The organism is Prosthecobacter sp. (assembly GCF_044232965.1).
Taxonomy (GTDB): Bacteria; Verrucomicrobiota; Verrucomicrobiia; order Verrucomicrobiales; family Verrucomicrobiaceae; genus Prosthecobacter.
This window is the reverse complement of sequence record NZ_JBIIKX010000016.1, coordinates 87,800-101,732: the sequence shown is the minus strand read 5'-3', so window position 1 is coordinate 101,732 and position 13,933 is coordinate 87,800. Positions and strand designations below refer to the sequence as shown.

General features: G+C 61.7%; 10 protein-coding genes. 4 read left to right on the top strand and 6 right to left on the bottom strand.

The genetic code is table 11. The annotated features are described in order from the left end of the window. On the bottom strand, positions 1-1,294 hold a 1,294-nt coding region (locus ACILSI_RS09380; protein WP_395721612.1), incomplete at its 3' end, for a transglycosylase domain-containing protein. Positions 1,295-1,593: 299 nt separating this feature from the next. Here ACILSI_RS09380 and ACILSI_RS09375 point away from each other — a divergent pair. The 4 genes from ACILSI_RS09375 to ACILSI_RS09360 all read left to right on the top strand — a co-directional run bounded on the left by ACILSI_RS09375 (position 1,594) and on the right by ACILSI_RS09360 (position 6,002). After that, entirely contained in the window at positions 1,594-2,427 is an 834-nt protein-coding gene (locus ACILSI_RS09375; RefSeq protein WP_395721611.1) for a prephenate dehydratase, read from the top strand. 121 nt (positions 2,428-2,548) lie between these two features. Then, positions 2,549-3,553 (top strand): BPSS1187 family protein, encoded by a 1,005-nt coding sequence (locus tag ACILSI_RS09370; protein WP_395721610.1) that lies wholly within the window; start codon positions 2,549-2,551, stop codon positions 3,551-3,553. Between the two features lie 43 nt (positions 3,554-3,596). Beyond that, positions 3,597-4,571 carry a DUF1080 domain-containing protein gene (locus ACILSI_RS09365; RefSeq protein ID WP_395721609.1) on the top strand — a complete coding sequence of 325 codons (975 nt, stop codon included), beginning with the start codon at positions 3,597-3,599 and terminating at the stop codon, positions 4,569-4,571. 21 nt (positions 4,572-4,592) lie between these two features. Then, positions 4,593-6,002, top strand: a complete 1,410-nt coding sequence (locus ACILSI_RS09360; RefSeq protein ID WP_395721608.1) for a PQQ-binding-like beta-propeller repeat protein — start codon at positions 4,593-4,595, stop codon at positions 6,000-6,002. On the opposite strand, the gene ACILSI_RS09355 is transcribed toward ACILSI_RS09360, so the two are convergent. From ACILSI_RS09355 to ACILSI_RS09335, 5 genes are all read right to left on the bottom strand, one after another. Next, the gene (locus tag ACILSI_RS09355; RefSeq protein WP_395721607.1) at positions 5,984-7,261 is read right to left on the bottom strand and encodes an MFS transporter; all 1,278 of its coding nucleotides are present in this window, start codon (positions 7,259-7,261) and stop codon (positions 5,984-5,986) included. The genes ACILSI_RS09360 and ACILSI_RS09355 overlap by 19 nt on opposite strands. 99 nt (positions 7,262-7,360) lie before the next feature. Then, positions 7,361-8,641, bottom strand: a complete 1,281-nt coding sequence (locus ACILSI_RS09350) for a dihydroorotase (RefSeq protein ID WP_395721606.1) — start codon at positions 8,639-8,641, stop codon at positions 7,361-7,363. A 151-nt stretch (positions 8,642-8,792) separates the two neighbouring features. Beyond that, the gene (locus ACILSI_RS09345; protein WP_395721605.1) at positions 8,793-11,066 is read right to left on the bottom strand and encodes an FG-GAP repeat domain-containing protein; all 2,274 of its coding nucleotides are present in this window, start codon (positions 11,064-11,066) and stop codon (positions 8,793-8,795) included. Between the two features lie 24 nt (positions 11,067-11,090). Next, positions 11,091-12,914 carry a hypothetical protein gene (locus tag ACILSI_RS09340; protein ID WP_395721604.1) on the bottom strand — a complete coding sequence of 608 codons (1,824 nt, stop codon included), beginning with the start codon at positions 12,912-12,914 and terminating at the stop codon, positions 11,091-11,093. Positions 12,915-12,954: 40 nt separating this feature from the next. After that, positions 12,955-13,905, bottom strand: coding sequence for a trypsin-like peptidase domain-containing protein (locus ACILSI_RS09335; protein WP_395721603.1), 951 nt, complete (start codon positions 13,903-13,905; stop codon positions 12,955-12,957). Positions 13,906-13,933: the final 28 nt, after the last annotated feature.

The window sequence follows — 13,933 nt, the reverse complement described above, 5'->3', positions numbered from 1 at the left end:
TGAGTGTGCTCAAACCAAGTTCGCGTAGCTTCGGCAGCAGCGTTTCAGCTCCGCCGATGGAATCGAGCACGCGCACGGCGGAGATGTTGAGCGAATTGCCGAGCGCATTTCGATACGTCATCGGCCCAAAGCTGCGCAGGGAGAAATTTTCCGGCTTGTAGGTGCCGCTGGTGGTGGCGAACTCGATGGGCAGATCGGCGACGATGCTCGCGGGTGTCGCACCACGCTCGAAAGCGATCAGATAAGTGAACGGCTTCATCGCCGAGCCGGGGGAATGCGGTGCCCAGGCTCCATTGATCTGACCGCCTTCATTCGCGAAGAAATCGCGCGATCCAGCGAGCGCGAGCACGGCTCCGGTGGAGTTCTCGATCACCACCACGGCCCCATGCGAGACATGACGGCCTTTGAGCGACTCCAGGCGCTGCGCAATGATCGTCTCCACTTGCTGCTGAAGCGTGGCATCGAGCGTGGTGCGGATCGTCGTGGCATCGGAAGCGCCGCGCAGCATTTCAATGGCATGCGGAGCCTCAAATCCGCCGCTGAAGCGTTGCAGCACGATGTTTTGGCTCAAGGCGACACGATGCGACTCGTCATCGAGCCAGCCGAGCGTGCGCATGTGATCAAGAATGCGACGTTGGCGCGGTAAAACAGCCTCCAGGCTGCGAAACGGGTTCAAACGGCTCGGCGACTGCGGCAGCGCGGCGAGCAGCGCGCATTCGGCTGGTGTGAGATCGTTGAGCGGCTTGTGGAAGTAGCCGGACGCAGCGGTGGCGGCTCCGGTCATGAGGTTGCCGAAGGAAATGCGGTTCAGGTAAGCCGTAAGCACGTCCTCGCGGCTCCAGGACATCGCGAGACGACGTGCTTGCAGCGCCTCGACGATCTTGATCCCCAGCGTGCGTTTGCCGGAGCGCGGCGTGGTGTATTTGATGAGCTGCTGGTGAATTGTCGAGGCACCGGAAACGACACGTTTCGCCTGCGCATTGTCCCAGGCGGCGCGCGCGATGGCCAAAGGATCAACGCCGCCATGGGAAAAGAAACGTTTGTCCTCAGCGGCGAGCACCGTGTGAACCAGCGTCGTCGGAATCTCCGCGTATTGCACCGGTGGTGCGGAGCGTGTGCCATCTTCATTGAGAAGATGCCGCAGCGGTGTGCCGTCGCGGGCGAGGTAAAGCGTGGAAGCGGGCGGTGGTTGTAGCAGAGCTTCTGGCAATGGCACCAGCCATGGAATGCCCCACCAGCCGACTGCTGCGAATACGAGCAGGGTGATGAGGATGGCTTTCCAGCGGCGACGCATCGAGAAAGAAACATGTGCTGTGAGGAGAATGCCAGCGTGGGTTCGATTTTGACCCCTCACCCCAGCCCTCTCCCCGAAGATGATCTTGGAGCGAATTCAGACTGGGGCGGGGAGAGGGAGATTCGCTTTGTGTGCCTTGGAGATAGGTCGAAGTGCAGGGCGTCCTCCTCTCCCCGTCGAGAACGCGGCATGGTCGTGCGTTTTACTCCGGGGAGAGGCTGGGTGAGGGGGAATTCAAAAACGTCATTGGCGACACAACTTGACCGCATGCAGTCACCACCCCAGCATGCGCGGCTCGCATGAATCCGCCGCCAACCATCGCCTGCCTCGGCCCCGAGGGCAGTTTTTCGCATCTGATCACGCAGATGCGCTTTCCAGGCGCTGAGGTGAGTTTGCGGGACAACGTGGGCGATGTGTTTGCCTACATTGCTGCGAATCCTGCGGTGCAGGGCATCGTGCCGATCGAGAATTCGTCGGGCGGCTTCATCATCGACACCGTGGACTGCCTGGTGGACGCACGTTCAGGACTGACCATTTTTGAAGAACTGACGCTGGATGTGAAGCTGGCGTTGCTGGGACGTGCGGACGAAAAAATCACCTCGATTCATTCTCATGCCATTCCGTTTTTCCACTGCGATGAGTGGCTGCGCACGAACTATCCGCAGGCGAAACGTGTGCCGGAACCGAGTACGGCCAAGGCGGCGGCCAAAGCCGCCGCCACACCCGGTGCCGCCGCCATCGGCCCCAGGCAGAATGCCGAGCGCCACGGCCTGCAGGTGCTGCATTTTCCCATCGCGGGAGAGACGCCGAACATCACTCAGTTTTTCCTGGTGGGGCATGGGGTGAGCGCGGCATTGCCGGTGCATGACCGCACGGCGCTTGTGGTGGAGCTGCCGGATCGTCCGGGCAGCCTGTGCCGGTTCCTGACACCGCTGAGCGATGACGGCATCAACATGAAACGCATCGAGTCACGCCCGATCCGCGGCCAGCCGAACAAGTATCGCTTCTACATCGAGATCGAAGGCTCCATGGCTGATCCGCAGGTGCAGCAGGCACTGGATCAAACGCGGGCGGAGGGTGCGACGATCCGCAGCGTGGGGTCTTATTCTGCCGGGCGGCGGTTTGAGTCGTGAATCACTGCATGAAACGCGAATTTTCACGAATGGCGATCCTGCTATGAGCGCGTTTCTGGATTCGCGATCATTCGCGAACATTCCGCAGCATTCGCGTTGAAATTCTGAACCCTAACCATCCATGAAGAACATCATCACCTGCTTGTTACTGTTGTCGGCCAGTTCCTTTGCCGCCGAAACCATCTCCAAACGTGCGAGCGAGATCGATCCGCGTGCCAAGGAGCATCCTGAAATCGACTTCGTGTTCACGGACAAGAAAGGCAAGCCGCAGGACATGCAGAACGCGAGCGTGGACACGAAAGTGAAGCCTCAGGGCAAGCTGGTGATCTGGCTTATGGGGCACAACGCAGGCTTGTTTGAGCGGCTGAACAGCTACGGGTTGCATGCGATCCAGGTGCATTATGCGAACAAGTGGTTCGGCATCATCCCGGCGGCACGACGCGATGATGGCAAGACTTTGGGCGACATCCGGCTCGAAGCGTCCATCGGCGAAGATCGGAGCGATCTGGTGAGCATCCCGCAGCCGGATAGCATCATGGAGCGCTCGTTTCAGTTTGTGAAATGGCTCTCCAAGGAGCATCCCGAAGGCAAGTGGAAGCAGTTCCTGAGCAAGGATGGCAAAGGCCTGGACTGGGATAAGGTGATCCTCTCCGGTGCTTCTCATGGTGCGACGACCTCGGCGCGTTTTGCCAAGCACCAGAAGGTGGACCGCGTGGTGTGCCTGTGCGGGCCACGTGACAACTTGGAAAGCTGGCAGTCCCTGCCCTCCGCGACACCGGCAAACCGCATCTTCGGCTTCAGCCATGTGCTGGACGGCGGCTGGACGGGCGATCACTACTGCCGCTCGTGGGAGATGATGGGCCTGAACCAGTTCGGCCCAATCGTGAATGTGGACATGGTCTCCCCGCCGTTTGAGAACTCGCGTCGTCTCATCACGGACGCCGATGTGAAGGGCGATGCCGGTCGTGCGCACGGTTCCGTGACGCCCGGCGGGTCTGCTGTGAAGGACAAGGACGGCAAACTCATCCACGAGGCGGTCTGGAAGTATCTTTACACGCATCCGGTCGATCAAACCGGCTCGCCAACACCTGCGGATCCCGACTGTGTGAAGGATCAGCGCAAGTAATCCCGTTTCTCCACGCCTCCATCAACCCCACGACCTGCCTCCTATGTTCTTCTCGATTCGCTCCCTCTCTGTCGCTGCTGTTTTCAGTCTCGGCGCTGTTTTGAATGCCGCTGACAATCCTTTCGTAGGACGCTGGGCGCTGACGATCCCCGGCGGTGGCGCTGGCTGGCTGGGCGTTGAATCCAAAGACGGTGCCCTCAGCTCCAGCGTGCTCTGGGGCGGCGGCAGCGTGGTGCCGACGGCGGGCACGAAGGTCGATGGCGACACGTTGATCGTGACGCGTGAGCAGAAGAACAAGGAAGGCAAGCTGTCGGCCATCGAAACCATCACGGCGAAGATCGAAGGCGACGCGTTGAAGCTCACCACGGCGAAAAAGAACGCTGAGGGCAAAGAGATTGGCAAGCCTGCTGAGTTTGCCGGCAAGCGCATCGCCGACATCCCGGCCAAGCCTGATCTCGCGAAGGTGAAGTTTGGCGATCCGATCCAGCTCTTGAATGGCAAGGATCTCACCGGCTGGCGTTTGCTCAAAGAAGCCGACAACGGCTGGAGCGTGGTCGATGGCGTGCTGCAAAACCGCGTGGTGAAGGCCAAGGACAAGCATTTCGGCAATTTGCGCACCGACGCGGAGTTTGAGGACTTTAATCTGAAGACCGAGGTGCGCACGCAGGAAGGCAGCAACAGCGGCATCTATCTGCGCGGCATTTATGAGGTGCAGATCATGGAGAGCTTTGGCAAGCCGCTCGATTCGCACCACATGGGCGCGCTTTACAGCCGCATCACGCCAAGCGTGAACGCGGAGAAGCCGATCGGCGAATGGCAGACGCTGGACATCACGCTGGTGGATCGCCACCTCACGGTGATCCTCAACGGCACCACCATCATCGACAACCAGCCCGTGCTCGGCTGCACCGGCGGCGCGATGACGAGCGATGAGTTCAAACCCGGCCCACTTTACCTGCAAGGCGACCACACGAACGTGGACTACCGCAACATGGTGCTGCGCCCGGTGGTGAAGTAACTTTTGCTCATCTCCAGTCGCATGACTTCACGCCTGGCCCTGCTGTTGCTCTGCCTGCCCATCGGCGGGCTTGCCGAGTCCCACTGGCCGCAGTTTCGCGGTGAAGGCGGGCTCGGCATCGGCACAGGAAAGCCGCCGGTGGAGTTCAACGCGGAGAAAAACATGCGCTGGCAGGTCGAGGTGCCGCATGGGCATTCTTCGCCCTGCGTCTGGGGAGACAAGATCGCGCTCACGGGTCTCGATGGCGGCAAGTTGGTCACGTTTTGCCTCAATCGTGCTGATGGACGCGAACTCTGGCGTGTGGCGGCTCCGGCTGAGAAAATCGAGGGTGCGCATCGCATCGGCAGCCCGGCCACGCCGACCTGCTGCACGGATGGCGAGCGTTTGATCGCGTATTTCGGCAGCTACGGCGTGCTGGCCTATGATTGGAGCGGCAAGGAGCTGTGGAAGAAGCCGTTGCCTGCGCCGGTGGTCGAGTTTGGCACCAGCGCCTCGCCGATCATCGCGGACGGAAAGGTCATCATCGTCGCGGATCAGGATGTGGGCAGCTACATGATCGCGCTGGATGTGAAAACCGGCGCGGAAGCCTGGCGCGTGGACCGCAGCGAGTTCCGGCGCGGCTTTTCGTCGCCGTTGGTGTGGAAACACGACGGCATTGAGGAACTCGTCGTGTGCGGATCGCTGTGGGTGCGGAGTTATGATCTTAAAGATGGCAAACAGCGCTGGTCTGCGCGTGGCATGGCGCGTGTGTCGAATGCAAGTCCTGTGGCCGCCGACGGTGTGTTGCTCGTCTCAAGCTGGAACGTCGGTGGCGATGAAGACGACCGCGTGCTCATGGAGCCGCACGAGACTTTTGCCGCCGCGAACGACGCTGACAAAGACGGCCTGCTGACGCTGGCGGAGTTTCCGAAGGGCAAAATCAAAGACCGCTTCTCGCAGATCGACGCCGACAAAGACGGCAAGGTGACGAAGGCCGAGTATGAAACCATGCGCGGCATGTTTGCCGATGCCGTGAACCAGCTTTTCGCCATCAAGCCCGGTGGCAGCGGCGACATCACCGACACGCACGTCATCTGGCAGGTGAACAAGCACCTGCCGTATGTTTCCTCGCCCATCGTGGCGAACGGACGCGTCTTCACCATGAAGAGCGGCGGCCTCGCCAGTGCCTACGACGCGAAAAGCGGCAGCCCCATTTTCCAGGCCGAGCGCGTCGATGCCTCCGGCGACTACTACGCCTCCGCTGTCAGCGCCGATGGCCGTATCTACATCACGTCGCAACGCGGCACCGTCGTCGTGTTGGATGCCGCGAGCGACACGCTGAAGGTACTGGCACGCAACGATCTCAAGGCTTCCGTCTTCGCTTCACCCGCCATCGTCGATGGTGTGATCTACCTGCGCACCGACAAGCATCTTTACGCCTTCGGCGAGTGATCAAAGAGGCTGCTGTTGGTTCGAATCATGAGCCAAAACACCGCCGCGATGATGTAGAGAGCGCCAAAGCCGCCGAGCACCGCATTCCAGCCCCCGGCATGGGCCAGCAGCCATGGCACGGCAATCGGGAACGCAGCGGCGCCGAGATTGCCGCACATGTTGGCGGTGGCGCTCACGGTGGCGACATGCGGGCCGCCAAGGCTCATCACCGTCGCCCCCAGGCAGGGATTCGCCGTCGCCGCGCAGAACATGCCCGCGCTGATGACCAGCACCGCCATCACCGGATGCGCGACGAACCACGCGCTGAAGATCAGGCCCGCGCAGAGCAGCAAGGCCGTGGCACTCAAGCCCTGACGCGCGAGACGCGGCCTGCCGGTCCAGCGCAGCACCGCATCCGAAAGCACGCCGCCAAACATGCAGCCCGTCACATCTGCCAGCAGTGGCAGCGTTGTCAGCCAGCCGGAGCCGAGGATCGTCACGCCGCGTGCTTCTTGCAGGTAGGTGGCAAACCAGCTCGCAAAGAAGATGTAGCCCGCAGCCCGGCAGAACTGCTGCGCACACAGAAACCACATCGCCGGACTCTTGATGAGCAGCCGCCACGGCACCGCTCCAGGCTCATTCGTCCCATTCGTTTGATCCTCTCCAATCAGTTCACTCTCCGCTTCATTCACCGATGAATGCTCCGAGGGGCGGTTTCGATACCACACCGCAAACCAAATGGCCCACAACACACCGGGAACCGCATACCACACAAACATCCAGCGCCAGCCGACGCTCACGACGAGCCAGGCCGTCAGCGGAGCGGCGACGATGCTGCCCATCGACATAAAACCGCTGAACGCCCCCGAGGCCGAGGCCTGCGCTGTTTTGGGAAACCAGCGTGACATGACTGTCGTGCCCACCGGCACCAGTCCTGCCTGCGCCACGCCCATGAAGGCCCGCGACCCGATCATCACCGCGAGATGGCCCAGCGCCAGCCCCGCTGTCGCCAGCGACCACAACACGCCATACAACGACAGCGCCCAGCGCGAGCCCATCCGCTGCGCCAGCATCGCCGCCGGGATCTGGCACAACGCATACGGCCAGAAAAACGCGCTCATGAGCATGCCCGACTGCTCTTTGGAAATGCCCAGTTCCGCACGAATCGTGCTCTCCGCCGGACCCACGCCATTCCGCGTGAAATACGCCAGCGCCGCGCCCACGCAGATGCCAGCGAGGACGATGAAGCGAATGCGAGTGGGGTTCGGCTGGGGCATCATGTTGCGTCGGTGTTTTGCACGCGGACACCTTCAAGACGCTCGATCCACACAAATCCTCGCCAATGCTTTCGTCAATTGAGCTGCCGACCGCTTGGCTCTCTATCTAACCAGCAGTTCCTCACCGCGATACACCACGCGTTCGACCATGCCTTGCAGCGTTTGGTCGAGGAAGGGCGTGTTGATGCTCTTCGACTTCATGAAGGCGCGGTTGAAGGTCGTGGTGCGGGCGGGATTGAAAAGGATGAACTCGGCGATGCCGCCTTCTTGGATCGGCACGGGCGGGAGTTTCATGAGGCGGCGCGGTTCGGCGCTGTAACGCTTCACGATGAGGCCCCAGTCGAGGATGTCTTTGCGGATGTAGTAGTCGTAGAGCGAAACGAGCGCAGTTTCGAGGCCGGTGATGCCGAAGGGCGCGCTGGCGAAGTCCTGGTTCTTCTCAAACGGCGTGTGCGGCGCGTGGTCGGTGGCGATGACGTCGAACCAGCCGTCTTTGAGGCCCTGGAGCAGCGCGGCGTTGTCCTCCGGCGTGCGCAGCGGCGGGTTCATCTTGTAGTGCGTGTTATAGTCGCCGATGTGCTCGTGGTTGAACATCAAATGATGTGGCGCGATCTCGCAGGTGACGCGGATGCCACGGTCCTTGGCGCGTTTGATGGTGCCCATGCCGCGCTCGGTGCTGACGTGCTGGATGTGGAGATGCACGCCGGTGAATTCGGCGAGGCGGATGTCGCGCGCGATGCAGATCTCCTCGCTGATGGCGGGGATGCCGGGCAGGCCGAGCGCGTAGCTGATTTTGCCCTCGTGCATGCAGCCTTTGCCGCTGAGTTCCTTCACCTCGCAATGGCTGGCGAGGGGGATGTCGAACTCGCGAGCGTATTCCATCGCGCGGCGGAGAACCTGGGGATTATCGACCGGGAAACCGTCGTCCGTGAGCATCACGGCCCCAGCGGCCTTCATGCCCGCGATACCGGCCAGTTCCTCGCCTTTGCGGCCTTTCGTGATCGCTCCTGTCGTGTAAATGCCGGGGCCGATGCGGGTGCGGCGGGCGCTTTCGAGCACGCTGCGCACGACACCCGCGTTATCGATGGCCGGAGAGGTGTTCGGCATCATGACGAAGCCGGTGACGCCTCCGTTGATGGCCGCCTCGGCGCAGGTGGCGATGTTTTCCTTGTCATCCTGGCCGGGTTCACGAGCATGGACGTGGATGTCAAACAGGCCGGGAAGCAAGATGCGGCCGGTGCAGTCGATGATCTCCGCGCCCTCGACTTTTTCGATGCTGGGGGCCACACCGATGATTTTGTCGCCCTCGACGAGCACGTCGGCGGTCTGGAGCTTTGGAGAGTCTTCGCTGGCGATCTGGGCGTGGCGGTAGAGGCGTTTCATCGTTTGCGGCATGATGTCACGCAGGTCTGGCGAGGCAAGCGGGCTTCTTGCATCCCTCCAGGATGCGCCCTTGAGAAAAGGTAAGGATCGTCTGCGTTCCAGGAGTCATTCGATCCCTGGCTATCTTCTTTGATCCCTCCGGGATCGTGAATCACTTCTTCCGCACATAAAGCAGCACGCGGTCGTGCGTCAGCAGGCAGAGGTCGAGGCGGCCGTCGGCGTCGAGGTCGAGGGCGGCGTAGTCGTGCGGTTCGCTGGCGAGGCCGGTCTTGCCACGGAAGTGCGGGTCGGTCTCGAAGACGCGGAAGTGCATGGCGCTCTGCCATTTCGAGCCGGCGGCGGGCTGGAAGAACTCGATCACGCGACTTTTCGCGGTGTCGAGCAGGGCGATGTCGTCTGTGTCCTCGCCGGAAAATGAGGCGGTGATGAGGTCGGAGTAGGTGGAGTCTTTCAACTCGCTGTCAAAGGTGGTCACGGTGTCGAGCTTGAGCGTGGAGCCGTCGAGCGGGGAGATTTGGAAGCTGTTTTTGGCGAGCAGGAGCAGTTGCACGGCCTTGTCCGCCGTCATGAGCACACAGCGGTCCGGCGTCATGACGGGCAGCGCGTGCGTGTGATCGGCGCGATAGACGCGGTCCTTGTCCGCGACGAGCTCGTGGAGCTTGCTGTGTGTGGCGTCGATGAGCAGCACAGAAATTTTGCCGTCCTTGCGTGAGATGAGCGCGCTGTGCAGCTCGGCGGCGGGATCAGGCGCGTTGAACTGCTCGACGATGCTGGCTTTGCCCTCGGCATCGACCTTGAAGGCGCGGGCGAGCTGCTGATGCGCGATGATGAACTCTTCCTTGCCATCGCCATCGAGATCGCCGGTGGTGAGCGCGGCGGGGGCGATTTTGCTCACAAACGAGTCCGGGATGCCCTCGACGCGCTTGAAGGGTGCTTTCGCGTCGCTCGTGCTGAGCAGAAGCTGCATGGGACCGAGATTGGAGAACAGGGCGAGGTCGCCACGTCCATCTTGATTCGCATCCACCACACGCAGGCCGTTGATGCGGCCGGTTTTGATCGTGAGCTCCTGTGTGGTAGCCAGGAAGCCTTTGCCGGAACCGGATAGGCACAGTGTGACGAGCTGCGGCTTCGATTTGATCTCGCTCACGCAAAGAATGCCCGCGTCTGTCAGCGCCAGGAGCGAGCCGGTGGTCAGCGCGAGCAATGTCTCGCCTTCCTTGGCCTGGTAAACGATCTCGGGATAAACGAGGCGGTTGTCCTTCCAATGTGCGACTCCAATGGACTGTTCGCCGGGGCTGAGCAGCACGAGATCGGGCTTCTTATCGACATCCACGTCGGCAATGGCGAGCGACTCGACGCCGCTGAGGATCGGAAACTCACGACCGGCGCTGAAGGAGCCGCTGGCACTGCCTTCAAACAACCACGCACGCGCGGCTTTTGGCTCGGACATGACGACATCGGCGTGGCCGTCGCCGGTGAGGTCGCCATAGGCCACGGCGCCGGTCTTCGAGTCAGTCGGCGGCATGGCGTGGCGGATGGTGGCGGCACGATCCGCGTTGGGTTCGGCCAAACCACGCGTGAGTTTGGCGATCTCCACCATGTTCGTCTCCTCCTGAATCCAGGCGAGGCCGGTTTGCTTGCCGCCAAGGCGGATGGGATGCAGCCAGTGGCGCGTGGTAGGGATTTCGAGCCGCCACTCTTCGCCGAAGGTCACGCCATCGCGCTGGAGGCGCACAAGCAACGCGTCGCCCTCCGGCGCGGTGTAGAAAAGGTCGGCGCGGCCATCGCCATCGAGATCATTTGCGCTGAGACCACCGCAGCCGCTTTCGCCCAGCGCGTGATTTTGCGGCTCCGCCCATTCGCCAACGGCTTTTTGCAGCAGGATCATTAAACGCGTGTTGGTGAGCAGCGCGATGTCGTCGCGCCCATCGCCGTTCAAATCGCGGGCGACGAGGGTTTCGGTGTCGTCGTTGGTCGAATCGAGCGTGAACTCGCGTTTCTGCGTCCACGTCGCTTTCTCGCCCTGCATGCGGAGCACAAGCTTGTCCTCATCAGTGATGAATGCGATGTCGGTTTTCTTGTCGCCGTTCCAATCGCCCGTGACCAGTGCCAGCGCGGCGCGGCCGATGACGAGCGGTTGTTTCTCGAAGCGCGAGACTTCCAGGATCGGGTTCCAGCGGTCGGTGCGGGCGGATTTTTCAGGATCGCCGGGCTGCACGCCTTCTTTGCGCTGCAGTAGGAACTCGATGCGGGCGCGGGCGGCGTTGATGACGGCCAGATCGGTGAGTCCGTCGCCATTGAAGTCGCCCGAGCGCGGGCTGGTGGTGTTCCAGTCGAGTTTGACGACCTCCGGGCCGTCAAAGTAGAGCGCGGGGACTTCCGCGAAGGCGCTGGAGGCGAGAAGGCTGAGAAGAAGGGGACGCATGGTGCGGGATGCTGGTGTCCGCGACTACTCTTCCGGCGGGATGACGAGATAGTGGATCTGCACGGCGTCCGGGTGCGAGTACTGCGTGCCGAGCATGCGGCCGAAGTAGCGCTGGAAGACTTCTTTTGGCGGGATCGCGCTGGAATCGAGCATCGAGCCGCTGGCGGCGGCGGTGTCGTCTGCGGCGGCTTTTTTGCCGGGGCCTTTCTTTTGGGCCGCCGCCTTCTTTTTGCCGGCATTCTGCGCCTCCAGGGTGCTGGCGGCGGTGGCGATCATGCTGATCATGCTGCCCACATCGGCCACGGTGGCGCTGCCGTAGTTCGGCGGCACGGCGGCGAGGAGCTTTTGTACCTGCGCGTTTTCCCAGATGCTGGGGCCGGAGGGGTCCTTCATGCGGGAGAGCACCTTGTTCAGCGTGCTCGGGGCGCCGATGGAGATGAGGAGGTGCTTGCCGGTGTTGCAGTATGCCATCTCGGAGGCCGCGCTGGAGGTCTGGGAGAGCTTGAGTGTGTTCACACTATAGCCCAGGTAGTCGCTCTCCTCGAAGGCGCCGAAGCCCGCACCGACGTAGCGCTTCAGGCTTTCAAGCGCGCCGCCGATCTTGTCCGCGCTTTTGATTTTGAAAGCCAGCACCTGGCTTTGTTTGTCCAGCGCGCCGTCCTGAACGGTGGAAATCTCATCTTCGAGGCTGCCGAAGAAGTCATCGCGAATCTTGAAGCCGAGCTGCTGCTCGAACTGCGGGATCTGCATCGTCACCATCATAGCCATGGGGCCGAGCTTCATGATCATGCCCATGATGCCGTCGTAGAACTTGCCGAAGTCATAGCGCGTGACGCCACCCTGGAGCACATCGCCGGGAATGAAAACCGGCAGGGCCACTTCATTGGCCGTGGTGCGCATGAGGGAAACGAGCCCCGCCGGCTTTTCAGGATGCAGGATGGTGAAGTCCGAGCGCATCTGCCCGTCCTGCAGTTCCATCGTGATCGCGACAGCCTGCAGTTCCTGCACGCCGAGCATGTTCATGATGATCTGCGGGGTGATGCCCATGGCGGCCATGGCGTCTTTCTCTCCGCCCTTTTTCGCCTTTTCAGCCTCGGCCAGGGCTTTCTGGCCGAGTTCCAAAAACTTCACGCCGTTGAAGTAGATCAGCATGTCTCCGCCGCCGTTGGTGAGCTGGCCGATGCGCGTCAGATGCTCGCGGGCGTCCGCCGCCGCGTCTGCCGAGCCGCTTTGAACTGCGGTGATCATCTGCTCCAGCAGCTTGCGGGAGGTGGACTCGATCATCACATCCCCGACGACAGCCCAGGCGGTGAAGCAGGCGTCATCCTCAGGATCATCCGTGGCGATCTGCACACTCACACCGGCGATGCTGGCGTTCTCGATCTTCAAAGCCGCGTTCTTCTTTTTTTCCGCCTCGACCTCGGAGAGCTTGTGCGCCTCGATCTCCTTCTCCTTGCCCGCGATCTCGCAAAGAGCCACGCTTGGCGGGTTTTTTTTGAAGTCCTCAGGGTCGTTGATCACCAGAAAGTTCAGCAGGGCACCAGGATAGTCCTTTAGCGTGTCATGCATGCCGGTGCCGTAGTGCTCTTTGAAGAACTTGTCCCAGGGAGCGACGCCCTCCTGGCGCATCGGCGCGGTCCAACGCTGCACGGCCTCGTCCTGCATGAATTTCGAGAAGGTGCTCTTGTCCCAGTCGGCGAGCAGTTCTTGCGTGTTTTTCACCGCGACGACAACGGTGGTGCCTTTCGGCATGAGGTTGTACCATTGTTCCAGACGGTCTGCGGCGGAGGCGGGCAGGACGCTGGCGAAGGCCAGGGCGATTAAAATGAGGGCGCGTTGGGGTTTCATGAGATGAAGTTGAATGAAGGGCGTGATCACTACCGGCGAATCAGCCGCCGGTGGTTACAGATTCCGGCTTTGATTTTTCCGTCGGCGGAGCCGGTGGCGGCAGATAGCGGAAGCCGCTGTTCGGATTGCGCGGATCAAAGGCAAAGGCCTCGCGGTTCTTCAAAAACAGCTTCAGCACGTTCGAGGGGATCGAGAAGCCGAGGCCTTCCACGCCGACGCCAGCGGCCTTCATGTTGTTCACGCCCACGACCTCGCCACGCGCGTTGAACAGCGGCCCGCCGGAGTTGCCGGGGTTGATCTGTGTCGTGCTTTGAATGTACCAGCGCCCGCCGTTCTCACGCGCCCGAATGCTGACGATGCCCTTCGACACGCTGCGCTCCAAACCCAGCGGGCTGCCGATGGCGAAGACCTCCTGGCCCTGCGTGAGCGTTTCCGAATCTCCCATCGGCACGAAGGGCAGCGACGCGGCAGCCGGATCGTCGATTTGCAGGATGGCGAGGTCGAGAAAACCGTTCATCGCGATGATTTTCACCTGGGTGAATGGCTGTTTCTCCAATCCGCCCGGCTTTTTGCGATACACCACGACGGTGATCTCACGCTCGCCCGCGATGACGTGCTGGTTGGTGATGACGTAGCCGAGTTTGTTGATGATGAAGCCGGAGCCGAGGCCGGAAGCGGTCTGGATCTGCACCACCGACTCCGCCACGCGCTGGACGTTCTTTTCCACCGTCACCGCCTCACGCCCCGGTTCCACGAAATAGATGTCCTCGCCCTGCACCGCCGCCGCCTTGGTCGAGGCAGTGGCTTTTTCCAGCACGGAAATCTCCGCGCGTGGCAGTGTCAGCACCGTGTGGCCGAGATCGAGCACCACGAAATCCTCCCGCTCTTTCAGCACCTCTCCACGCAGCTCCGCGCCGTTTTTGAGCACGATCTTCACTGTGTCCGCCGCCAATGCCGAAACCGCCGTGCAGGCGGCCGCGAGAACTCCCAAGCTCAGTATTTTTCGCATCACGGACGCG

What these genes read in the sequence shown, in the direction of transcription:
- ACILSI_RS09345 (WP_395721605.1), bottom strand. Translation starts at nt 11,066, where the DNA reads ATGCGTCCCCTTCTTCTCAGCCTTCTCGCCTCCAGCGCCTTCGCGGAA.
- ACILSI_RS09375 (WP_395721611.1), top strand. Translation starts at nt 1,594, where the DNA reads ATGAATCCGCCGCCAACCATCGCCTGCCTCGGCCCCGAGGGCAGTTTT.
- ACILSI_RS09370 (WP_395721610.1), top strand. Translation starts at nt 2,549, where the DNA reads ATGAAGAACATCATCACCTGCTTGTTACTGTTGTCGGCCAGTTCCTTT.
- ACILSI_RS09340 (WP_395721604.1), bottom strand. Translation starts at nt 12,914, where the DNA reads ATGAAACCCCAACGCGCCCTCATTTTAATCGCCCTGGCCTTCGCCAGC.
- ACILSI_RS09355 (WP_395721607.1), bottom strand. Translation starts at nt 7,261, where the DNA reads ATGATGCCCCAGCCGAACCCCACTCGCATTCGCTTCATCGTCCTCGCT.
- ACILSI_RS09365 (WP_395721609.1), top strand. Translation starts at nt 3,597, where the DNA reads ATGTTCTTCTCGATTCGCTCCCTCTCTGTCGCTGCTGTTTTCAGTCTC.
- ACILSI_RS09350 (WP_395721606.1), bottom strand. Translation starts at nt 8,641, where the DNA reads ATGAAACGCCTCTACCGCCACGCCCAGATCGCCAGCGAAGACTCTCCA.
- ACILSI_RS09360 (WP_395721608.1), top strand. Translation starts at nt 4,593, where the DNA reads ATGACTTCACGCCTGGCCCTGCTGTTGCTCTGCCTGCCCATCGGCGGG.